We start from the raw sequence: 22211 nt of genomic DNA on the forward strand, positions 1-22211 counted from the left end.
GGCACGGGCCTGTCGTGTCCGGCACGGCAGGCCGTCGCGAGTTTGCGCCAGCCGCCGTCCCATGCAGATCCTTTGACGCTACGCCCCCGAACGGCCGCCCAGATGTTGCGCAAGAAAGGCTTCCATGGCTTCGTAGAACTCGAACTGGTTTTCTTCGTTGTGGAAGCCGTGCCCTTCGTTGTCTTTGAGCATGTACTTGACGTCGATCCCACGCTCGCGCAGCGCGCTTACGATCTGGTCGCTCTCGGCTTGCTTGACTCGCGGATCGTTCGCGCCTTGCGCGACGAATAGCGGTGTCACGATCCGATCCACGAAAAATAGCGGCGATGCATCGTGCAGCGCCTGCTTGCCCGCTTCGGTTTGCGGGTTGCCGATCATCTCGTACATCATGTCGAGCATCGGCTTCCAATACGGCGGCAACGATTCGAGCAACGTAAACAGGTTCGAGACGCCGACATAATCCACTGCCGCCGCATAGCGCGTGGGTGTGAACGCCACGCCGGCGAGCACGGCATAGCCTCCGTAGCTCGCCCCGTAGATGCCCACGCGCGCGGGGTCGACCAGACCCTGCCCGACGAGCCAGTCGATACCGTCGTCGATGTCGTCCTGCATTGACTTGCCCCATTGACCGAAGCTTGCTTCCCAGAACGCGCGGCCATAGCCCGTCGATCCGCGGAAGTTCAGCTGCAAGACGGCATACCCGCGATTAGCGAGCAATTGCGCTTCGGGGTTGAAGCCCCACGAATCGCGCGCCCAAGGTCCCCCGTGCGGATTGACGATCAGCGGAAGCGGGCGCTCCAGCTTTTGCCCGAGTTCGATGCCCGCGGGCAACGTCAAATAACCGTTGATCCGCAACCCATCGCGCGCGACAAAGTTGATCGATTCCATGCGCGTCATGTCCGCGGCGTCGAGCCAGGGCATCAGCTCAGTGAGCCTGGACAGGTGACGGCTGGCGATATCGTATGTCCAGATCGAACCCGGCGACAGGTCGCTCGAAGCGTGCACGATCGCGCGCGATTCGTCGCGTGTGATGCTCGTGATCGCGATTTCCTCGCCGGGCAACTGACGCGCCAGATCCTCGTGGATTGAGCGAGCCCACTCGTCGAAGAAATGCCGATGCAGGCGGTCGTCCACATACCATGCGGCAGTCAACACGCGTCGGTGGGTCGAAAAAGTCATGCCGCCCACGTCCACGTGTTCGGTTTCGAACAGCAGCTCGCCCTCCTGCGCGGTTTGCGGGTCGAACTCGAAGATGGCGGTCTTGTCCCGACCTCGATTGGAGAGCACGTACAGGCGCCGATCGTCGAAGGTGAAGAATAGCGGCGACACCGTTTCGCGAAAGTTGGTCGTTAGGATGGGACGGAAGGGTTCGGTTTCGGTATCGCGATAGAGCAGCGTCGTGTTGACGCCGTCCGAGGCCGTGGCGACGCGCAGGCTGCCGGCGTGGTCGGTCATCCAACCCATTATGTTGCCGGGGTTTTCAGCGATCGGGGTGAACGCGCCCGTGACCACGTCGACGCGAAACACGTCGAATACCTGCGGGTCGCGTCTGTTCATCTGAATCAGGATATGGCGGTCATCGTCCCGGAGATCGTCGACGATACTCGCCTTGACGCCTTCGAACGGCGTGAGGTCGACCGGTTCGCCGCCGTGGATCGGCACCGACAACACGTGATAGTTTTCGTCGCCGCCAAAGTCCTTGACGAACAGAATGCGGTCGTTGCCTTTCCAGGCGTGACCGGGTACATCGCGTTCGGTTTCGTTGGTCAGCGCCCGCGCATCTCCGAGCGGCGAGCCATCGGGTCCGACTTCCTGAACGAAGATGTTCTGGCGGCCCGCGTGCCGGGTCGAGAACGAGAGATGCCGGCCATCCGGCGAAATCGTGAACTGGTGTTTCTCGGGCCTGCGGAAAAAGTCGCGCACCGAGTAGAGCTTGACGGTCCGGTCAGCGGCTTCCTTATCGTTGACAGCACTCATGCGGTCCTCCTCAAAAGCCCCATTTGACCATGCGCGTCAAACCTGCGTCCTATTCGCGCGGCGCGAGCAGGCAATCCATCAAGCTGATGGTCATTCTGTTACGCTGACACCCATATTACGATTTGCATCAAATAAAAGCTTCAGCGAAAGCAATCGTTATCAATACGGTAAACGCCATCGAACTTCATTGTCGACAGATTGTATGGTTAACACCAATTTAAACGTAAACGAACAAAAAGGAACATCGAATCCGTTGTTTTGATTTCCTTTCGGAAAAAGGGGCGCGCCTTGCCATCCGCCCAGAATGAGCCAGAAGGCACCCGCAGCACCGGAGACGCACTAGAACAAAGGAGAGCGATTTGGTCTTGGAACTGGAGCGGGTGACGGTCGTTTCGGGCGCTCAGACGCACCTTTACGGCGTCGATCTGCGGCTTGTCCCTGGCGCGATCAACGTGCTGCTCGGACCGACGCAAGCCGGCAAGACCACCCTGATGCGCGTGATGGCCGGGCTCGACCGCCCGGCTTCGGGCCGGGTGCTGGCCGACGGCAACGACGTGACCGGCGTCAGCGTCAGGCAGCGCAACCTCGCGATGGTCTACCAGCAGTTCATCAACTATCCGGCCATGACGGTGTTCGACAACATCGCGTCGCCGCTGAAGCTGCAAAAGACGCCCGCCGACGAAGTCAAAAGGCGTGTCCACGAAGTCGCCGCCAAACTCCATATCGATCACCTGCTGCAACGGCGCCCGGGCGAACTGTCGGGCGGCCAGCAGCAGCGTTGCGCGCTGGCGCGGGCGCTGGTCAAGCGCTCGTCGCTGGTGTTGCTGGACGAACCGCTCGTCAATCTCGACTACAAGCTGCGCGAGGAATTGCGCGTCGAACTGGCCACGCTGTTCGCGGACGGCAAAACCACCGTCGTCTACGCGACGACCGAACCGCTCGAAGCGCTGCTGCTCGGCGGCTATACGGCGGTCGTCGACAAAGGGCGCGTGCTGCAACACGGCCCGACGCTCGATGTCTACAACGCGCCCGCCAATATCGACGTCGCGACCGTCTTCAACGATCCGCCGATGAACATGCTCGCCAGCGATCTCACCGTCGACGGCACCGCGCGCCTGCCGATCGGCATCGACGTGCCGCTCGGGCGAGCCAGCGCGCGGGCCGTCCGCGAGAACGAAACGTTCCGCATCGGCGTGCGGCCCGGCCATCTGCGACTCGCGCCGCGCACACAGCGCTCGGTGGCGGTGCCGTGCCGGCTCGAACTGGCCGAATTGAGCGGCTCCGAAACCTATCTGCATCTGCACACGCGGCAGGGCGGCGTCGACCTGGTGGCGCAACTGCAAGGCGTGCATCAGATCGATCTCGGTACGGAACTCGACGTGTACATCGACCCCGCCGAACTGTTCGTGTTCGGCGCGGACACGACGCTGGTGTCTGGCCCGGAGGCCGCTCATGGCGCGCATTGAGTTCCAGAATCTCGCGCACGCTTACGCTCCCAACCCCGCCACGCTCGACGACTACGCGTTGCAACCGATGAGCATGGTCTGGGAAGACGGCGGCGCGTATGCATTGCTCGGGCCCTCCGGTTGCGGCAAGTCCACGCTGCTCAACATCGTGTCCGGCCTCGTGACGCCGTCGGAAGGCAAGGTGCTGTTCGACGGTAGCGACATCACGGCGAAGAGCCCACGCGAACGCAACATTGCGCAAGTGTTCCAGTTCCCGGTGATCTACGACACGATGAGCGTGTTCGACAACCTCGCGTTCCCGCTGCGCAACCGCAAAATGTCGGCACGTGACGTGAAACAGCGCGTTCACGAAGTGGCGGAGATTCTCGACATGACGCGTGAATTGCCGCGCAAGGCGAATAATCTCTCGGCGGATGCGAAGCAGAAAATTTCGCTCGGGCGCGGCCTCGTACGCAAGGACGTCGCCGCGATCCTGTTCGATGAACCGCTGACCGTTATCGATCCGCATATGAAGTGGATCCTGCGCCGTCAGTTGAAGAAGATTCACCAGCAACTGAAGCTCACGTTGATCTACGTGACGCACGATCAGGTGGAGGCGCTGACCTTCGCGGATGAAGTCGTCGTCATGACGAACGGCCGTGTCGTGCAAAAAGGCGATCCGGGTGCACTGTTTTTGCGGCCCGATCATGCGTTCGTCGGCTATTTCATCGGCAGTCCGGGCATGAATCTCTGCCCGATCGAACTGAACGCCGACGGCATCAAGATCGGCACGCAGCATCTACGACTCGACCCGCCTACGCTCGATACGCTGAAGCACGCCAACGGCACGCTGACGCTCGGCATTCGCCCGGAATTCGTGTGCGTGGCGAGCGACGGTGAGGCCGGCGCGGTGAAAGCGCACCTGCTGCGTGTGCAGCAACTCGGCAATTACCAACTCGTCACGGCGCAATGCGACGGCCACGTCTTCAGGGCAAAAGTCGAACCACATCTGCGGGTCGGCGAAGGGGCGGTCTGGTTGAAGCTCGCCACGGCGGAAACCGTGTTCTTCAGCAACGACGAAAGGATCACGCGATGAACAAGCCCGTCAATCAGAAGGCGTGGCTGCTGGTCGTGCCGGTGTTCATCTGCGTCGCGTTTTCCGCCATCTTGCCGCTCATGACGGTGGTCAACTATTCGGTGCAGGACATCATCAGCCCGACGCAACATGTGTTCGTCGGCACCGAATGGTTTCGCGCGATTATCAACGACGACGACCTGCGCGGCGCGCTCGGACGGCAGATCATCTTCTCCGCGTGCGTGCTGCTGTTCGAGATTCCACTCGGCGTCGGTCTTGCGCTCGCAATGCCGGCTTCCGGCTGGCGTGCGTCGGCTTCGCTGGTCGTGCTGGCCATGCCGCTGCTGATTCCATGGAATGTGGTCGGCACGATCTGGCAGATTTTCGGGCGGCCGGATATCGGCTTGCTCGGTTATGCACTCAATCACGCGGGCGTCGAATACAACTACACGGCCAGCCCCGCCGCCGCGTGGATCACGGTGCTCGTGATGGACATCTGGCACTGGACGCCGCTCGTCGCGCTGCTCTGCTATGCGGGCTTGCGTGCGATTCCCGACGCCTTCTATCAAGCCGCCGAAATCGACGGCGCGAGCCGTTTCGCCGTATTCCGTTATATCGAACTGCCGAAAATGCGCGGCGTGTTGATGATCGCCGTGCTGTTGCGTTTCATGGACAGCTTCATGATCTACACCGAGCCGTTCGTATTGACGGGCGGCGGCCCAGGCGATTCGACCACGTTCCTGTCGCAATACCTGACGCAAAAAGCGGTCGGCCAATTCGACCTCGGCCCGGCGGCGGCGTTTTCGCTGATCTACTTCCTGATCATCCTGTTGCTGTGTTTCATTCTGTACAACTGGATGGAGCGTGTCGGAAAAGGCGGCCCGGCCAGCAGCGGAGACGACTATGCGCAGTAATCGCTGGATGCGCGTGGCCGTGCTGACGGTGTACATCCTGTTCGCGCTGATTCCGCTCTACTGGATGCTGTCGATCTCGCTGCGCACGAACGAGGAGACGATGTCGGCGTTCGCGATCTGGCCGCACCACGTGACGTTCGACAACTATAAGGTCATCTTCACCGACCCTTCCTGGTACTGGGGCTACATCAACTCGATCATCTACGTGCTGATGAACACGGTGATGTCGGTGCTGGTCGCGCTGCCTGCCGCATACGCGTTCTCGCGCTATCGCTTTCTCGGCGACAAGCACATGTTCTTCTGGTTGCTCACCAACCGGATGACGCCGCCCGCGGTGTTCCTGCTGCCATTCTTCCAGCTGTATTCGAGCGTCGGTTTGATGGACACGTATATCGCGGTCGCGCTCGCGCACATGCTGTTCAACGTGCCGCTCGCGGTGTGGATTCTCGAAGGATTCATGTCGGGCGTGCCGCGTGAAATCGACGAAACCGCCTATATCGACGGCTATACGTTCCCGGCGTTCTTCATCAAGATTTTCCTGCCGCTGATCAAGTCGGGCGTGGGCGTGACCGCGTTCTTCTGCTTCATGTTCAGCTGGGTCGAGCTGCTGCTCGCGCGCACGCTCACCACGGTCAACGCCAAGCCGATTGCCGCCGTGATGACGCGCACGGTATCGGCGGCGGGAATGGATTGGGGCGTGCTCTCAGCGGCGGGCGTGCTGACCATCGTGCCCGGCGCGCTCGTCATCTATTTCGTGCGGAACTACATCGCGAAGGGCTTTGCGATGGGGAGAGTCTGATGCTCACGTGGATGTACTGGACACCGGAAGTGGCGATTTTTTTCGGTTGCGTCCTGGTGATGCTGGCGGGCATGACCGTGTGGGAAATGCGCTCGCCCACCGTCGAACGCAAAGGCTTCCTGCCGATCGGCACCACGCGTGGCGACCGGCTCTTTATCGGATTGCTGATTGCCGCGTATATCAATCTCGCGTGGGTCGGCATCAGCGCGGAACATGCGAGCGCGTGGCCCGGTTTCGCGGCGTCGATGCTCGTGCTGCTGATCGTCATGTGGAAGGGATGAACAGCATTGCGTCCTGAAGGTTTGCGTATCTGGACAGACCGGTTCCGTTGATGCCCCGGGCGGACCTCGGCAGTTGATCCAAGGGGTGCGGAGACAGGAGAGAGCCATGCAACAGAGGAGACGAATCGTCACGCTCGCCGTGGCAGGCGTCATCGCGACTGGCTTCACGAGCCACGCGGCGATCGCCGGCACACCCGAAGCGCAGAAGTGGGTCGATAGCGAATTCCAGCCCAGCACGCTATCGAAGCAGCAGCAGATGGACGAGATGAAGTGGTTTATCGACACCGCCGCGACGCTGAAATCGGCAGGCGTCAAAGAAGTGCACGTGGTGTCCGAAACACTCGATACGCACATGTACGAATCGAAAACGCTCGCCAAGGCGTTCACCGAAATCACCGGCATTTCAGTCAAGCACGACATCATTCAGGAAGGCGACGTCGTCGAGAAACTGCAGACGTCGATGCAATCCGGTCAGAGCATTTACGACGGCTGGATTTCCGACTCCGACCTGATCGGCACGCATTATCGCTATGGCGTGATCATGCCGCTGTCCGACTATATGACCGGCGAAGGCAAGAAATATACGAACCCGGGTCTCGACATCAAAGACTTCATCGGCACGAGTTTCACGACTGCCCCGGACAAGAAGCTCTATCAATTGCCCGACCAGCAGTTCGCAAATCTTTACTGGTTCCGCGCCGACTGGTTCGCGCGCAAGGACCTGCAGGACAAGTTCAAGGCGAAATACGGCTACGAGCTGGGCGTGCCGGTGAACTGGTCCGCGTATGAGGACATTGCCGAATTCTTCACGAACGACGTGAAGAATATCGACGGCGAAAAAGTCTATGGACACATGGACTACGGTAAGAAAGACCCGTCGCTGGGATGGCGCTTTACCGATGCATGGCTCTCGATGGCGGGCGAAGCCGACAAGGGCATTCCGAACGGTATGCCGGTCGACGAATGGGGCGTGCGCGTCACGCCGGACGGTTGCCATGCGGTGGGCGCGTCGGTCTCGCGCGGCGGCGGCACGAACAGTCCGGCCGCGGTGTTCGCGACCACCAAATACATCGACTGGCTGAAGAAGTTCGCGCCGCCCGAAGCCTCGGGCATGACGTTCAACGAAGCGGGACCGGTGCCGGCGCAAGGCAAGATTGCCCAGCAGATCTTCTGGTACAGCGCGTTCACCGCGTCGATGCTGAAACCCGGCAACGTGACCAACGCGGACGGCACGCCGAAGTGGCGCATGGCACCATCGCCGCACGGTCCGTATTGGAAGGACGGCATGCAGAACGGTTATCAGGACGTCGGTTCGTGGACCTTCTTCAAGTCGACGCCGCCGAACCAGCGCGCTGCCGCGTGGCTATACGCGCAGTTCGTCACATCCAAAACGGTCTCGCTGAAGAAGTCGATTACCGGTCTCACGTTCATTCGCGATTCCGACATTCATAGCGATTACTTCACGAAGAACGCGGACAAGTACGGCGGGTTGATCGAGTTCTATCGAAGCCCGGCGCGTGTCGCGTGGACGCCGACCGGCAACAACGTGCCCGACTATCCGAAGATGGCGCAACTGTGGTGGAAGAACGTCGCGACGGCAGTCGCCGGCGAGAAGACACCGCAAGCCGCGATGGACAATCTGGCGAAGGAAATGGACCAGGTGTTGGGCCGTTTGCAGCGCGCGGGGATGAAGGTCTGCGCGCCGGAGCTGAATCCGGAAAGCTCTCCGGACAAATGGCTGTCGGATCAGCATGCACCGTGGAAAAAGCTGGCGAACGAGAAGCCGAAAGGCGAAACGGTCAAGTATGACCAGCTGTTGACTGCGTGGAAGCAGGGGAAGGTGCGGTAAGCGTGGCGACGCGGTAACTGAGTAGAGTTTGAAGCGGGCGGCCTGTTCAGGTCACCCGCTTCGTTTCAATCGCTGGAGGCGCGCGTCTCACCGCTTCGACCAGGATGCCATCGCTTCGAATACACCGTCACGCCTCACCAGCGCGTGCAGAAGCGCCGCCGCCAGGTGCAGCAGGATTAGCGCGAAGAAACATAGCGCGAGTGCTCTATGCGCGTTCCACAGCAGCGTGTGCAAACCGTTGCTATGCGGCAGGATAGACGGCAAACGTATCCCGAACACTACGACGGGATAGTCCGCCGCCGACAACATGCCCCAGCCGATCAGCGGCAGCCCGATCATCAATAGATAGAACGCGAGATGCGACAGGTGGGCGGCGAGTTTCATCGGCTCCGGCATCGACGCCGGCAGCGGCGGCGCGCCGCGCGTCAACCTCACCACCAGGCGAATCAGCGCCAGCACGAGAATGATGATGCCCAGAGGCTTGTGGATCGAAACCAGCGAAAGATAATCCGGCCGAACGGTGGACACCATCCCGACGCCGATGAACAGCATCGCCAGAATGCAGACCGCCATGAGCCAGTGAAGCGCGCGTTGCAGCGGTGTGAAGCGAGCGTGGATCGGGGTCGTCATGGCGTGGCTCCTCCCGCCGGATGGCGCGGATAGTCCTTATCCTCGGCGGTCCGCCGGTTGAACGAGACGGAATAAGCGGCTGAGCGCGCGGCCGGAAACGGGTCATCCGAGACGCGCATGCCGGACGGCAGGACCGTGGGATCGAAGTTGAGATCGCGGCACGGACCGTCGGCCTCGGGTTCGATCGCGTTGACCACCAGCGTGCCCGCTTCCACCTTGCGACGGTCTTCCGGCCAGGCTTTGCTGGGGTCGGCAGTTGGGTCGCCGGGATTGGCGGCGGTGATGACCAGCGTCCAGCGTTGCGGTGCGCTTTGCACCCGCTGCGTGATATCCGTGGCGAGGAAGTCGGGGCCTTTCGCTTTCAGCTGGTCCGGGGAGACGGCCTCGGGCTGCGCCGCCGGTACGAAGGACCAGCGCACGGGCTGCTCCTGCCCTTGGGCATTCGTGAAGATGAAGCTATTGAGGCTGTTGTAGCGGTCCTGCGCGTACGAGGCCGTCCACGGCGCGCTGCCGGCCCAGCCGACGAACGTGCCGAACTCCGGGTGCGCGGCGACAAAATTCCTCATCGCGTCCGGATCGCTCTTGTCGGCCGACGCCTGAAGCAGAGCATAGAACGCCTGCGGTGTGGCGACCGGGAAGAAGGGCGCGTCGATCATCGCCGTGCGCCATTCGCTTCCATCCGGTCCCGCGATGCGCAGGCTGAGGCCTCGCACCCTAACCGTGGCATCCGGCGCTTTAGGGTCGGCCGTGGCGAGGTTGAATCGTCCTGTGACCGGATACGAGCCTTGCGCGAACATCGGTGCCTTGGAAAGCGTCGCGGCTTCGCCGTTCGATTCGAAAGTGCCGGTAAAGCAGATGCCCTTGGCATGATTGCGCCGGAAGCCGAGCGCCGCGCCGCCCGGCGGCGCGAGACCGTTGACGATCTTTGCCGGCGTGAGACGCCCTGGCGAGAGCCAGCCGGCCGTATAGGCGAAGGCCGCGGCCAGCGCAGCCACGACGACTGCAATCAGAACCAGCGAACGGACTGTGGAGGCGTTGGAAGTCGGTCTGTCGGCCATCGATCTCTCCCGATCAATGATTCGGCTGAGTAGAAATCTAGCAGGGTGGGGAGAATAGTGCCATTGGTTGGGGAATCGTGCTTACTCAGTCAAGAACCTTATTCGGCATCGTCGCCAAACGACATGACCAAAAGAGTCGCACCACGGCGATATCCCCGGCAACTATGATCTCGCGAATGTCCGGACTGTCGTAATGAAGGCTCAAGTTCTCCAAATCGACAGAATCCGCTCCCACGAAAAAAATAACAACCGCCACCTCAAGAACTGCAGCCCATTGCCGATATTGCGTGAAGAGCGCCTTCGGTTGAATGTTCCGCTGGCGCTACGGACAGGTGTATGCTGGCCAGTCCGTGAAAAAAATGGCATCTCATTGGCCGCATTCAAATTGACCAGATAGCAGTATCTCGTCGGCGTCATCGTCGGGGAAATTGAATGTGGTACTCAAGTCATCTTCGTACGACGGAGACACTGTGATTCGACAATGCCTCGGGGGTTGGTTGCTGGCGCTAAGCTGCGTGGGCAACGCCATGGCCGCGGGTCCCGATTGTTCGCGTTCGTTTACGCTCGCTTTACACGATCACGGTCTGCTCTATTCCGTCGACACGGATAGCGGGATCGACAAGGACTTCGCTGACGAACTGATTCGCCGCAGCGGTTGCCAGATCAGAGTCAGCCTGATGTCGCGAGCCCGGATCTGGAAGCTGATTGAATCCGGCGGACTGGATTTCAGCCTGTCGGGCATTGCCAACGACGAGCGTAACGAATACGCGGACTTCGCCTGGTACTTCAGCAACAAGTACTATCTATTGGTGCGCAAGGACGCTGGAATTCATCGGCTTGCCGACTTCGAGCACAACGACCAGTTTCAGCTCGGCGTGATCCGCAGCTTCCGCTATAGCGACTCGGCCAACCGGCTGGTCGACAAGCTGTCGGCCGCAAACCGCGTCAGCCAGGCCGGCGGCTTGGAGCCGCTGTATCAGGCGCTGATTCTCCGGCGCATTCAAGGCATGATCATCGAGCCTTTCGATTACCCTGCAATCGATGAAAAGAAAATCCGCGACGTGACCACCATCGTGGAATTCGACGACCCCGCCGTGCGCCATGGCCTGATCATGTCGAAGAAGGCGCTGTCGCCCGCCGAGCGCGAGAAGTGGCGCGCGCTGGTGAATGAAATGCGCGCGGACGGCACCGTGCGGCGCATCTTCGAGAAGTATTTCAAACCTGACCTCGCCGATTCGATGGTCGATTTCAAGACGCAGCCGTGAACTGGGCACGCCTCGTCCTGCTTCCGTTTCTGGTCCTCTCCGCCGCGCTCAGCGTGACTTGGATGCTGTGGGACCATGAGCGGCAAGCTGCCCGTCATGAACTGCTGTCCCAGTTCAACTATTCGCTGGGCGACGCGGTCAGCCGCATCGAGCAGCGCATGGGCACGTACGAGCTCTTGTTACGCGGTGTGCAGAGCCTGTTCGCCGCGACAGGCGAGATCGACCGCGGCCGGTTTCGTGACTACGTCGGCACGCTCAATCTCGACGCCAACTTCTCCGGCATCCAGGCGATCGGCATCGTCGCGTGGGTGCCGGCGACGCAAATGGTCGAGCACATAGCTTCGATGCGCCGGCAAGGCTTGCCCGACTACGCGATCGAGCCCAAAGGCTCGCGCGAGGACTACGCGCCCATCATCCAGCGCGAGCCGTTCATCGGCATCAATCGCGCGGCGCCCGGTTTCGATGCATGGGCCGACCCGGTGCGGCGGCGTGCGTTGGAACAGGCGCGCGACTCAGGCATGGCGACCCTTTCCGGCAAGGTTCGCCTCTCGGTGGATTCCGGCAATGCTCGCCCCGGATTCATCATGTACCTGCCGATCTATGCACGAGGTCAGCCGCAAGACAGCGTCGCCCAGCGCCGCGCGCATCTGGTCGGCTGGGTGTTCGCCTCGTTCCGCATTCACGATGTCATCGCCAGCCTGTACGGCGAGCAACCGCCCGGCCTCACTATCGCGATCTACGATGGCGTCGAAACGTCGGCCGCCGCGCTGTTGCACAAGACGCCTGAGGCGCCCGGTCATCATCGGGCCACGGACATGTCGGCCAACGAATATCTGGTTGTGGGCGGACATGACTGGACACTCTCGATGAATGCCCAGGACGACTTCAAGGCTCGCTTCGGCCGTAACGCCGCGCTGCCTATCGCCAGCACCGGCACGGGCCTCAGCCTGCTGCTGGCGCTGCTCACCTGGCTGATGATGACCGGCCGCGGCCGCGCGATGCGGCTTGCCTCGGCAATGACAAAAGAATTGCGCGAGAACGAGGAGAAATTCCGCGCGATTGCCGACTGTACGGTCAACTGGGAAATCTGGTGGGGACCCGACGGCAAGCCGCGCTGGATCAATTCGGCGGTGGAGGCGTACATCGGCTATACGGTCGACGAGTGCATGGCCTTGCCGGATTTTGCGGGCACCGTGATTTATCCCGCGGACATTCCCCGCGTGGCGCCTGAATTCCAGAAGGCGCTACAGGGTCTGCGCGGCGACGACCTCGAGTTTCGCTGCGTGCGCAAGGACGGCTCGCTCATGTGGCTGTCCGCGTCGTGGGTTCCCATTACCGATTCCAAGGGCGAGTTCATCGGCTTTCGCACGAGCGGCCGCGATATTACCGAGCGCAAACAGGTCGAGGCTGAACTGCGCATTGCGGCTGTCGCATTCGACTCGATGGAACCGATGATGATCACCGACGCGAGCGCCACCATTCTGCGCGTGAACTCGGCCTTCACCGAATGTACCGGCTATACCGCCGAGGAGATCGTGGGCCAGACACCGCGCGTGCTTCGATCCGGCCGCCACGACGACGCATTCTTCCAGGAGATGTGGGAAGAGATTCACAGTGCGGGCGGATGGCAAGGAGAAGTCTGGGACCGCCGCAAGAACGGCGAGGTGTACCCGAAATGGCTCACGATCTCCGCCGTGATGAGCGACAACGGCACGGTCAGTCACTATGTCGGCACGCATCACGACATTACCGAACGCAAGATCGCGGAAGAGCGAATCAAGGAACTGGCCTTCTTCGATGCATTGACTCGATTGCCCAATCGCACCTTGCTACTGGATCGCCTGAGGCAGGCTATCACGGCCAGTGCCCGCAACGAAGCGTGTGGCGCGCTGTTGTTCATCGATCTGGATCACTTCAAGACGTTGAACGATACCCTGGGTCACGACAAAGGCGATCTGCTGCTGCAGCAAGTGGCGCAGCGTCTGGCAGACAGCGTACTCGAAAGCGACACCGTGGCACGAGTGGGCGGCGACGAGTTCGTGGTGGTGCTCGGCAACCTGCACAGGAACCGCCAGGAGGCGGCCAACCAGACGGAGGCCGTGGGCGAAAGAATCCTCGCCGTTTTGGGCAGTCCGTATCAGCTTGGCAAGATCGAGTACCGCACTAGTGCGAGTATCGGCGCGACGGTGTTCAGAGGCCATCAGGCCTCGATCGACGAACTCCTCAAGCAGGCCGACCTCGCGATGTACAAGTCCAAGGAACGGGGACGTAATGCCGTCCGTTTCTTCGATCCCGACATGCAAACCGTCGTCGTGCAGCGAGCCGCGCTGGAAGCGGGCTTGCGCAATGCCATCGAGGACAACCAGTTCCTGCTCCACTACCAGGCACAGGTCGTGGGTACGCGAGTGACAGGCGCGGAGGCGCTGGTGCGCTGGCAGCATCCGCAGCGCGGTATCGTGCCGCCCGCCGAGTTCATTCCGCTGGCCGAAGAGACCGGACTGATCGTTGCGCTGGGAAGCTGGGTACTGGAGGCCGCGTGCGCGCAACTCGCGCAATGGGCAACGCGGCCCGACATGGCGCATCTCACGATTGCGGTCAATGTCAGCGTCCAGCAGTTCCGCGAAGCCGATTTCGTGGACAACGTGTTGACGATTATCGGTCGCACCGGCGCGCGGCCCGACAGGTTAAAACTGGAGCTGACGGAAAGCGTGCTGGTCGACAATGTGCAAGACATCATCGAGAAGATGAGTGCACTGAAAGCGAAAGGCATCGTCTTTGCACTCGACGATTTCGGCATCGGCTATTCGTCGCTGTCCTATTTGAAGCGCCTGCCTTTGGATCAACTGAAGATCGACCGCTCATTTGTGCGCGACGTCCTGGTCGATTCCAACGACGCCGTGATTGCCAGAACTATCGTGGCGCTTGCGCGCAGCCTCGGTTTGGGTGTGATCGCCGAAGGCGTCGAAACGGAGGCTCAGCGGGATTTCCTCGCGGCAGCGGGATGCTACGCGTATCAGGGCTATTATTTCTGCCGCCCGCTTCCTATCGAGGATTTTGAGGCGCTGTTGAACAATGTAGAGACACGTCAATGCGTGGCTGAGCGAACATGAGACACGTGGCGTGCCGCCGGTGACGTAGCGCTGCTGCAATCCACGTGCGTTCTTTATGAAAAGCCCGCGCTTTTATACGCGGGATTTAGAGCGCGTCATTCCAACGTCGTGCAATGCGACGCGTTTTACAGATAGCTGCAGACGTAGTCGAGTGTTTCGATCACGTCGATATCGAAGCGGCTTTTCCCGGGCACCGAGAACGACTCGCCCGCACCATACGTCTTCCACTCGTCGCTGCCTTCGAGGCGGATGCGGCATTGGCCGGCCTGCACTTCCATGAGTTCAGGCGCGTCGGTGCCGAAGTTGAGCGCGCCCGGCAGGATCACGCCAAGCGTTTTGCGCGTGCCGTCGGCGAACAGAACGGTGTGCGAGACGCACTTGCCGTCGAAATAGACGTTGGCTCGTTTAACAATGGAAACCTGATCGAATTGCGTTGCGGCCGTCATGCCAATCTTCCTCTGGGTTGTCGTGAATGGAGGCGTTTGCGTGGACTTCAGGTCGGACCTTCGGGTCGGACGCGGAGCCGCCATCATACAGGCGGCCGGTGGCGTCAGACGCCGATCGCGCCGAAAGAAATGGAGATCTGCGGGCCGCAGTCAAACACCGTCTAGCCGAAGACCTTCAGATGCTCAGCCAGGATCGTGCTGCCAATGCCGATCAGCACGATGCCGCCCGCCAGTTCCGCGCGCCTGCCCGCCACGTGCCCGATGACACGGCCGAGCATCACACCGATCGTGACCATCGCCATGGTGGCGAGACCGATCGCAGCGGCCGTGGAATAGATGTTGACGTCCACGAAAGCGAGGCCCGCACCGACCGCCATCGCATCAATACTCGTGGCAAAGCCGGTTAGCGCCAGCAACCAGAACGAATGAGCCGACGGCTTCGTTTCCTCGATTTCCTTGGTGTTAAAGCTGTTGAAAATCATGCGGGCGCCCAGGACCAACAGCAGCGAAAACGCGATCCAGTGATCCCATGCCGAGACGTATTGCGCCGCGGCTTTGCCGAGAAACCATCCGACCAGGGGCGTGAGTGCTTCGATGACGCCGAAGATGAGCCCTGTTCTGACCGCCTCGCGCCAATGAGGACGATTGAGCGTGGCGCCTTTGCCGATCGCGGCCGCGAAGGCGTCGGTGGACATGGCAAAAGCAAGGAACAGCGTTGCGACAGGATTCATGAGAGGAGGGCTCGTGGTCGGGCGGAAAACCGCGACACACCGCCGCGCCCGACCGGTCGCGTGGTGTGTCGATGGTCTTGCCAACCAAAGGGCTACCTGCACCACGGTCTGCGCGACCGAGAATGTTGATGCAGGCGCTTCTGGGTAGAAGCCGGCTACTCCCCAAAGACAGGTGCGAGCATACCATGTCGAAAGGCTGATGTAATGGTGCTTGCGTCCTGCATGTCTGCCCGAGAAATAAATCGATCACTACTTCATGTATCAGTAGCGTGGCAAACGGCCGATGGTATATGTTGAATTAGCGGCACACCGGCCTTTCGGAAAAAAGACAGTCACGTCCGCGAAAGGCGGGTACGCAAACATCAGAACAATAAGAAGGCGCATAAAGCATCAAAGATGGGACGCACGTTTCTTGTACGAAAGTTGCTTCCGCGATGCTGACTATTGGGGCGCAGGCGACTCCTCGAAAAACGAGGCCTGATAAAAGCATGAAGCGGTTCCGCACGCGCAGCGGCCCAAGCCGTATGTTGCATCGCGAGAACGCGAAACTGGAGCGAGACATGAGCCAGTCAGTATCCGCCGCGCCCGATGCGGGCCATTCCGGCGGGCGCGGGCATCATCGCCCGGCGATGCCCGCACTCGCGCTTGCAGCATTAGGTGTGGTGTACGGCGACATCGGCACCAGCCCGCTGTACACGCTGCAGACGGTGTTCAATCCAGTCAACGGGCTGTCGCTCAACGCGCTGGATGTGGTCGGCATTGTGTCGCTGATCGTCTGGTCGCTGATCGTCGTCGTCTCGCTCAAATACGTCACGTTGATTCTTCGCGCGAACAATCACGGCGAGGGCGGGATCATGGCGCTGCTGGCGCTCGCCGCGTCGTCGGTTTCCGCGCGGCCGCGCTTGCGCCACACGTTGCTGGGCATCGGCATCATGGGCGCGGCGCTCTTTTACGGCGACAGTGTGATTACGCCGGCGATCTCGGTGCTGAGCGCGGTAGAAGGTCTCGAAGTGGCCGCGCCGTTCCTTAAAACCTGTGTGATTCCCGTGACGCTGGTTGCGCTGGTCACGCTGTTCCTGATGCAGAAGCATGGCACGGCCGGTATCGGCATCGTGTTCGGACCGGTGATGGTGCTCTGGTTTGTCGTGCTTGCCGTGGTGGGTGTCGTCAACATGATGCGGGCGCCCGCGATTCTCGTCGCGCTCAATCCGCTCACGGGGCTGGCGTTCTGCCTGCATCATCGGTGGCTTGCGTTCGTTGCTTTGGGCGCGGTCGTTCTGTCGTTGACCGGCGCGGAAGCGCTATATGCCGACATGGGACATTTCGGCGCGAAGCCGATCCGGCTGACGTGGTTCGGCCTCGTATTTCCAGCACTCGCGCTGAACTATCTGGGGCAGGGCGCGTTGCTGCTTGCCGATCCGGGCGCACTGCAAAATCCGTTCTACAAAATGTTTCCGGAATGGGCGCTGTATCCGATGATCGTGCTCTCGACGGTCGCGACTGTGATCGCGTCGCAAGCCGTTATCTCGGGTACGTATTCGATGACCAAGCAGGCGATGCAACTCGGCTTTCTTCCGCGCATGAATGTCGTCTATACATCCGAAAGGGAGATGGGGCAAATCTACGTGCCGGGCATCAACTGGACGTTATTGGCTGCCGTCGTGGCAGCGGTGGTCGGCTTCGGGTCATCCACGGCGCTCGGCTCCGCGTACGGTATCGCGGTGACCGGCACGATGCTGATCACGACCATCCTGACGTTCTTCGTCATTCGCTATGCGTGGCACTACAACTGGTTTCTATGCGTGTTCGCGACCGGCTTCTTCTTCATGATCGACGCGGCATTTTTCTCCGCGAATCTGCTGAAGCTGATGGAAGGCGGATGGTTCCCGCTTCTGGTCGGACTGATCATCTACACAATCATGGCAACCTGGGGAAAAGGCTGGGAGATGATGCGTGCCGAAGCGCGCGTGAGAGCCGGGACGACGCCGCTCAAGCCTTATCTCGCGACACTGCTGAAGGAATCGCCGATTCGTTGCGGTGGCACGGCGATCTTTCTTTCTCCGGATCCTGATGGTGTACCGCATTCGTTGATCAACAATCTGATGCATAACCGCGTGCTGCACAAACGGGTGGTGTTCGTGACGGTCAACAACGAAGAGATACCGTGGGTGCCCGCCAGTGAGCGCGTGAGCGTGCATCCACTCGATTCGGAATGCTACCAGGTCACAATCACGTATGGCTTTATGGATGAAGTCGATCTGCCGCGCGCACTTGAAGTTTGCAAAACGTACGGTTTGTCATTCGAGCCGGCGGAGACTTCCTACTTTCTGAGCCGCGCGACTCTCGTGCCAACTCGTGATAGCGGCATGGCGATGTGGCGAGAGCGTTTGTTCTCGGTCATGTTGCATAACGTGGGGAACGTCGCGGCTTATCTGAAGCTGCCGGCCAATCGAGTGATCGAGTTGGGGGCGCGGGTGGAGATTTGAGGATTGCCTAAGAACGCGAGCAAAAGCTTTGACCGCGGACGAGACAGAATCAAATATTCACTTTGCTTTTAATTCGGAATACACTGAATTTTCCATTCTCCTTACCTTACCCGCTAGTCTTCAGTAACAGATGTTTTTGTCGTGCTCCGCGAGCCGAAGCAAGCCGAGTCGGCTCGTGCCCAACACCAATTGAACGGGACGACTCATCATGGCTGATACGAGCTACATGGCACGAAAATCCGTCGCCGATATTGTGGGAAGCGCCGACGCGGATGAAGGCCATTCACTATCGAAATCACTCGGCGCCATCAGCATTACCGCGATGGGTATCGGCGCCATCATCGGCGCCGGCATCTTCGTTCTGACGGGCACCGCCGCAGCGCAATTCGCGGGCCCGAGCATCGTCTTGTCGTTCGTGCTCGGCGGCATTGCGTGCGCATTCGTCGGTCTCTGCTATTCGGAACTGGCTGCCATGTTGCCGGTATGCGGCAGTAGTTACACGTACACGTATGCCACGCTGGGTGAAATTTTCGCGTGGATCATCGGCTGGGACTTGATCCTCGAATACGCGATGGGCGCGGCCACGGTCGCGGTTGGATGGTCCGGTTATATCGTCAGCTTGCTGCATAACGTGGGGATCAATATCCCGCCTGTTTTTGCCACTGCACCCGGCACGGTCATCAAGCTAGCCGATGGCAGCACCGCGACGGGCATCGTCAATCTGCCCGCGATAGTGATCATCGCCATTCTTACCACCATGCTCGTGCTCGGTACGAAGGAATCGGCACGCCTCAACAACATCATGGTGGCGGTCAAGCTTGTCGTGGTGGTGGCTTTTATCGCGCTTGGAGCGTTTTTCATCAAGCCGGCGAACTGGCATCCGTTTATTCCCGCGAATACCGGCGAGTTCGGTAACTTTGGCATGAGCGGGATCCTGCGCGGCTCGGCAGTGGTGTTCTTTGCGTTCATCGGCTTCGATGCGGTTTCCACCGCGGCGCAGGAAGCGAAGAAACCGCAGCGGGACATGCCGATTGGTATTCTGGGCTCGCTGATCATCTGCACGATTTTGTACATTCTCGTGGCAGGTGTGCTCACTGGGCTCGTGCCTTACGCTGAGTTGAATGTTCCTGATCCGATCGCCAAGGGTGTGGATGCCATCGGCGTGAACTGGTTCTCGATTCTGATCAAGATCGGCGCGTTGACAGGATTGACCACGGTGATTCTCGTGCTGCTGTACGGGCAGAGCCGCATTTTCTTTACGATGTCGACGGATGGTTTGCTGCCGCCTCTTTTCGCGCGAGTTCACCCGCGTCTTCAGACGCCTTATTTGAGCCAGATTCTAATTGGCTCAGTCGTTGCGATCGTCGCGGCGCTGACGCCGATCAGCGTGCTGGGAGAGATGGTCAGTATTGGTACTTTGTTCGCGTTCATTCTTGTGTGCGGCGCGGTGATCTATTTGCGGCGCAGCGACTCGGATGCTTCGCGTCCTTTCAGGGTTCCCGGGGTGCCGATCGTGCCGGTTCTGGGGATTTTGTTTTGCCTGCTGCTCATGGCCGGGCTACCGCTTGTTACGTGGGTGCGGCTCGTTGTGTGGCTTGTGATCGGCATGACCATTTACATGTCTTATGGCCGGAATCATTCGAGGTTGCGCTATCCGGAGCGGCATTGAGAAGGCGGTGGCGCTGGATCGGCGTCACGGCGAGTATTTCTCACATAGCGATGAAAAATGCTCGTTTGGTGGGCAAGGTCTGTCTTCGTAGACTGGGAGGGTGAGGTGTGGCCGCGGCGATGTTGTGGCGTGCCGTGGCTGCTCCTGGTTTATGAGGAGGTTTATCGTGGATATGACCTTGTTCGAGATTCCGGCTGTGGTGGTTGTTTTGGGTATTGTGGGTGTTGTGGTGGTGAGGGCGTTTGCCTCGTCGTGCGTGGATGATATCGACGTTTTTATGCGGCGGCATATGCCGGATGAGCGGGAGAGGAGTTAGAAGGAGTTTAGGTTTTTCGTATCAAGGCATGCCGCGTTCTGCCGGCACATCGTATGTCGCTATCACGTGACATCGAAATCGAAGCTCACGACCCGTCTTTCCAGCGTTCGCCCAATAGCGTCCAAACGTGGCATCGACATTCGCGATGAGTTATGATAAGCGTTTGCCGTCGTCACCTTCTCGGATCCTGATTCGGGCACATTTCACACGGTAACCACTTAATCGAAGTCATCGCACGGCTCGCGTGCGATGACTTAAATCATATTGCGGAGGTACGTGCGCTATGGCCGGCAAGGTCCCTCTGTTTTCCATTGAAGCCTCGAATCGCGGCATCGACCTCGCGGGTGCCTTCAACCGCGTGGCGGACAGTCACTGGTTCATCCTCGGCAACGAAGTGACAAACTTCGAGCGGGAGTTCGCCGAGTATATCGGCGTCGATACCTGCGTTGCACTTGCTAATGGAACCGACTCGTTAGAACTCGCGTTGCGGGCGCTCGATGTAACGCCTAGCGATTCCGTAGCGCTGGTGGCCAACGCCGGCTTTTACGGCAGCACGGCGGTCAATGCGATTGGCGCGCGCGCGCTTTACATCGACGTCGATGCTTCGTCGCTGAACATGTCGCCGGCCGCCCTTCGCGAACTGCTTTCGCGCGAAAAGCCGAAGGCGATTCTTGTCACGCATCTGTACGGCCAACTCGCCGCTATCGAAGAAATCGTGGCGATTGCCGCACAAGCCGGGGTTCCTGTCGTCGAAGATTGCGCGCAAGCTCATGGCGCGATGCGCGGAGGGCGTATTGCGGGAAGCTTTGGCGCCATCGGCTGCTTTAGTTTTTATCCGACAAAGAACCTGGGCGCATTGGGTGACGGCGGTGCAGCCGTATGCTCTGACCAGGCGATCGCGCAGAAGCTGAAGATGCTGCGTCAGTACGGATGGAGTGCAAAGTACAACGTGGAACTGGCGGGCGGCCGGAACAGCCGTATGGACGAAGTGCAAGCGGCGATTCTGCGCGAGAAGTTGCCGCATCTGAACGACTGGAATTCGCAACGTCGAGCCGTGGCGCGTCGATACAACGCTGCCTTCAATGAACTGCCGGCTAGGGTCGCTTCATCCGTGGACGCGGATTACGTCGCCCATCTCTACGTCATTCGCGTGCGCGACCGTGATTCATTTCGCGCCTATCTCGGCGAACAGGACGTCGCAACGGAAGTGCATTATCCGATTCCCGATCACTGGCAGACCGCTTACACGAGCCGGTCCGCTTCACCCCGTCAACATTTACCGGTGACGGAGCAGAGCGCGGCCGAGATCGTCACGTTGCCGTGCTTTCCGGGAATGACCGAAGCGCAGGTGGATCGCGTAATCGAATCCGTTTGTGCCTATTTCGCACGTGAGTCCGCGCAATGAATCAACCAAAGAACCGCACATCGCAAATCGGCTTCGACGATTTCCGGCGCCTCGCGAGCGACGACTCGTTGTCGAAATACGAGCGCATCGGTTTTCCGGACGAATATCGTCAAGGTTTCGAGAGTCACATTTTCGCGGACATCGTCGGCAAGTTGGACAACCTGCAACTTCCGAAACAGAACGTGCTCGACATCGGCCCAGGGTGTAGCGATCTTCCGGGCATGCTGATCGGTCTTTGCGAGAAGAACGGCCATTCGCTCACCTTGGTGGATAGCGAAGAAATGTTGCAGCAACTGGACGACCGGCCATTCATCACGAAGGTTGCGGCGCGCTACCCCGATTGCCCTGGCCTCATCGACGGACTCAGAGAGGCTGCAGACGTCATTCTTTGCTATAGCGTTCTGCAATATATCGTGCTGGAGGCACCGTTCTTCCGCTTCCTCGACGATTCGCTGTCCCTGTTGGCGCCGGGAGGCCAGATGTTGCTTGGCGACATACCAAATGTATCCAAGCGCAAACGTTTCTTCTCCAGCGAAACGGGCGTCCGTTTTCACAAGGAGTTCATGCGCACAGCCGACGGCCCGGTCGTGAGCTTCAATCAGATCGAGCATGACCAGATCGATGACTCAATCGTTTTCTCGATTCTCGAGAGAGCGCGATCCGCCGGGTTCGATGCCTACGTGCTGCCACAAGGGCGAGCGTTGCCCATGGCGAATCGCCGCGAAGACATCCTGATCCAACGACCGTAAAAGCGA

The 22211-nt window shown here is 60.0% G+C and carries 18 protein-coding genes and 1 riboswitch; of the genes, 13 read left to right on the forward strand and 5 right to left on the reverse strand.

All coding sequences use genetic code 11. From position 1 onward, the window contains the following. Window positions 1-78: 78 nt before the first annotated feature. A complete protein-coding gene (locus tag ACFSNN_RS01630; RefSeq protein ID WP_134462152.1) occupies window positions 79-1977 on the reverse strand; it encodes a S9 family peptidase in 1899 nt (632 codons plus the stop codon). A 359-nt stretch (window positions 1978-2336) separates the two neighbouring features. On the opposite strand from ACFSNN_RS01630, the gene ACFSNN_RS01635 reads away from it, so the two are divergent. From ACFSNN_RS01635 to ACFSNN_RS01660, 6 genes are all read left to right on the forward strand, one after another. Next, complete coding sequence (locus ACFSNN_RS01635) at window positions 2337-3443, forward strand: ABC transporter ATP-binding protein (RefSeq protein WP_134462155.1); 1107 nt, start codon at window positions 2337-2339, stop codon at window positions 3441-3443. Beyond that, entirely contained in the window at window positions 3430-4518 is a 1089-nt protein-coding gene (locus tag ACFSNN_RS01640; protein ID WP_134462158.1) for an ABC transporter ATP-binding protein, read from the forward strand. The genes ACFSNN_RS01635 and ACFSNN_RS01640 overlap by 14 nt, the downstream gene beginning before the upstream one ends. After that, window positions 4515-5411: a carbohydrate ABC transporter permease gene (locus ACFSNN_RS01645; protein WP_106313168.1), complete on the forward strand. Its 897-nt coding sequence runs from the start codon at window positions 4515-4517 to the stop codon at window positions 5409-5411. The genes ACFSNN_RS01640 and ACFSNN_RS01645 overlap by 4 nt, the downstream gene beginning before the upstream one ends. After that, window positions 5401-6210 (forward strand): carbohydrate ABC transporter permease, encoded by an 810-nt coding sequence (locus ACFSNN_RS01650; RefSeq protein ID WP_012428521.1) that lies wholly within the window; start codon window positions 5401-5403, stop codon window positions 6208-6210. Before ACFSNN_RS01645 ends, ACFSNN_RS01650 begins: the two co-directional genes overlap by 11 nt. After that, the gene (locus ACFSNN_RS01655) at window positions 6210-6491 is read left to right on the forward strand and encodes a DUF2160 domain-containing protein (RefSeq protein WP_134462161.1); all 282 of its coding nucleotides are present in this window, start codon (window positions 6210-6212) and stop codon (window positions 6489-6491) included. Before ACFSNN_RS01650 ends, ACFSNN_RS01655 begins: the two co-directional genes overlap by 1 nt. Window positions 6492-6597: 106 nt before the next feature. Beyond that, window positions 6598-8340 carry an ABC transporter substrate-binding protein gene (locus tag ACFSNN_RS01660; protein WP_012428519.1) on the forward strand — a complete coding sequence of 581 codons (1743 nt, stop codon included), beginning with the start codon at window positions 6598-6600 and terminating at the stop codon, window positions 8338-8340. A gap of 87 nt (window positions 8341-8427) precedes the next feature. Here the strand turns inward: ACFSNN_RS01660 and ACFSNN_RS01665 are convergent, their stop codons facing one another. After that, window positions 8428-8970 carry a cytochrome b gene (locus tag ACFSNN_RS01665; RefSeq protein ID WP_134462164.1) on the reverse strand — a complete coding sequence of 181 codons (543 nt, stop codon included), beginning with the start codon at window positions 8968-8970 and terminating at the stop codon, window positions 8428-8430. Beyond that, on the reverse strand, window positions 8967-10028 hold the full coding sequence (locus ACFSNN_RS01670) for a catalase family peroxidase (RefSeq protein WP_134462167.1): 1062 nt from the start codon (window positions 10026-10028) through the stop codon (window positions 8967-8969). The genes ACFSNN_RS01665 and ACFSNN_RS01670 overlap by 4 nt, the downstream gene beginning before the upstream one ends. Before the next feature lie 470 nt (window positions 10029-10498). Here ACFSNN_RS01670 and ACFSNN_RS01675 point away from each other — a divergent pair, with 470 nt between their 5' ends. After that, on the forward strand, window positions 10499-11293 hold the full coding sequence (locus ACFSNN_RS01675; protein WP_134462170.1) for a substrate-binding periplasmic protein: 795 nt from the start codon (window positions 10499-10501) through the stop codon (window positions 11291-11293). After that, entirely contained in the window at window positions 11290-14403 is a 3114-nt protein-coding gene (locus ACFSNN_RS01680; protein ID WP_134462173.1) for a bifunctional diguanylate cyclase/phosphodiesterase, read from the forward strand. The genes ACFSNN_RS01675 and ACFSNN_RS01680 overlap by 4 nt, the downstream gene beginning before the upstream one ends. A 125-nt stretch (window positions 14404-14528) precedes the next feature. Here ACFSNN_RS01680 and ppnP read toward each other — a convergent pair whose 3' ends face one another. Further along, complete coding sequence (gene ppnP, locus ACFSNN_RS01685) at window positions 14529-14849, reverse strand: pyrimidine/purine nucleoside phosphorylase (RefSeq protein ID WP_116122394.1); 321 nt, start codon at window positions 14847-14849, stop codon at window positions 14529-14531. 161 nt (window positions 14850-15010) lie between these two features. Beyond that, complete coding sequence (gene mntP / locus ACFSNN_RS01690) at window positions 15011-15580, reverse strand: manganese efflux pump MntP (RefSeq protein ID WP_134462176.1); 570 nt, start codon at window positions 15578-15580, stop codon at window positions 15011-15013. A 9-nt stretch (window positions 15581-15589) separates the two neighbouring features. Then, window positions 15590-15756, reverse strand: a riboswitch (yybP-ykoY riboswitch). Window positions 15757-16140: 384 nt separating this feature from the next. On the opposite strand from mntP, the gene ACFSNN_RS01695 reads away from it, so the two are divergent. The 5 genes from ACFSNN_RS01695 (at window position 16141) to ACFSNN_RS01715 (ending at window position 22205) form a co-directional block, all read left to right on the forward strand. Then, window positions 16141-18066 carry a potassium transporter Kup gene (locus ACFSNN_RS01695; RefSeq protein ID WP_134462179.1) on the forward strand — a complete coding sequence of 642 codons (1926 nt, stop codon included), beginning with the start codon at window positions 16141-16143 and terminating at the stop codon, window positions 18064-18066. A gap of 208 nt (window positions 18067-18274) precedes the next feature. Further along, a complete protein-coding gene (locus ACFSNN_RS01700; RefSeq protein ID WP_134462182.1) occupies window positions 18275-19735 on the forward strand; it encodes an amino acid permease in 1461 nt (486 codons plus the stop codon). A gap of 166 nt (window positions 19736-19901) precedes the next feature. Further along, window positions 19902-20051: a hypothetical protein gene (locus tag ACFSNN_RS01705; RefSeq protein ID WP_166799334.1), complete on the forward strand. Its 150-nt coding sequence runs from the start codon at window positions 19902-19904 to the stop codon at window positions 20049-20051. Window positions 20052-20334: 283 nt separating this feature from the next. Next, the gene (locus ACFSNN_RS01710; RefSeq protein WP_134462185.1) at window positions 20335-21456 is read left to right on the forward strand and encodes a DegT/DnrJ/EryC1/StrS family aminotransferase; all 1122 of its coding nucleotides are present in this window, start codon (window positions 20335-20337) and stop codon (window positions 21454-21456) included. Next, entirely contained in the window at window positions 21453-22205 is a 753-nt protein-coding gene (locus ACFSNN_RS01715; protein WP_134462188.1) for a methyltransferase domain-containing protein, read from the forward strand. The genes ACFSNN_RS01710 and ACFSNN_RS01715 overlap by 4 nt, the downstream gene beginning before the upstream one ends. The last annotated feature ends 6 nt before the right edge of the window (window positions 22206-22211 follow it).

Origin of the sequence: Paraburkholderia dipogonis (genome assembly GCF_042680985.1) — a bacterium.
Lineage (GTDB): Bacteria > Pseudomonadota > Gammaproteobacteria > Burkholderiales > Burkholderiaceae > Paraburkholderia > Paraburkholderia phytofirmans.

Coding starts and splice junctions, on each gene's coding strand:
- ppnP (WP_116122394.1), bottom strand. CDS start 14,849: ATGACGGCCGCAACGCAATTCGATCAGGTTTCCATTGTTAAACGAGCC.
- ACFSNN_RS01700 (WP_134462182.1), top strand. CDS start 18,275: ATGGCTGATACGAGCTACATGGCACGAAAATCCGTCGCCGATATTGTG.
- ACFSNN_RS01715 (WP_134462188.1), top strand. CDS start 21,453: ATGAATCAACCAAAGAACCGCACATCGCAAATCGGCTTCGACGATTTC.
- ACFSNN_RS01640 (WP_134462158.1), top strand. CDS start 3,430: ATGGCGCGCATTGAGTTCCAGAATCTCGCGCACGCTTACGCTCCCAAC.
- ACFSNN_RS01645 (WP_106313168.1), top strand. CDS start 4,515: ATGAACAAGCCCGTCAATCAGAAGGCGTGGCTGCTGGTCGTGCCGGTG.
- mntP (WP_134462176.1), bottom strand. CDS start 15,580: ATGAATCCTGTCGCAACGCTGTTCCTTGCTTTTGCCATGTCCACCGAC.
- ACFSNN_RS01655 (WP_134462161.1), top strand. CDS start 6,210: ATGCTCACGTGGATGTACTGGACACCGGAAGTGGCGATTTTTTTCGGT.
- ACFSNN_RS01710 (WP_134462185.1), top strand. CDS start 20,335: ATGGCCGGCAAGGTCCCTCTGTTTTCCATTGAAGCCTCGAATCGCGGC.
- ACFSNN_RS01670 (WP_134462167.1), bottom strand. CDS start 10,028: ATGGCCGACAGACCGACTTCCAACGCCTCCACAGTCCGTTCGCTGGTT.
- ACFSNN_RS01665 (WP_134462164.1), bottom strand. CDS start 8,970: ATGACGACCCCGATCCACGCTCGCTTCACACCGCTGCAACGCGCGCTT.
- ACFSNN_RS01630 (WP_134462152.1), bottom strand. CDS start 1,977: ATGAGTGCTGTCAACGATAAGGAAGCCGCTGACCGGACCGTCAAGCTC.
- ACFSNN_RS01695 (WP_134462179.1), top strand. CDS start 16,141: ATGAGCCAGTCAGTATCCGCCGCGCCCGATGCGGGCCATTCCGGCGGG.
- ACFSNN_RS01650 (WP_012428521.1), top strand. CDS start 5,401: ATGCGCAGTAATCGCTGGATGCGCGTGGCCGTGCTGACGGTGTACATC.
- ACFSNN_RS01660 (WP_012428519.1), top strand. CDS start 6,598: ATGCAACAGAGGAGACGAATCGTCACGCTCGCCGTGGCAGGCGTCATC.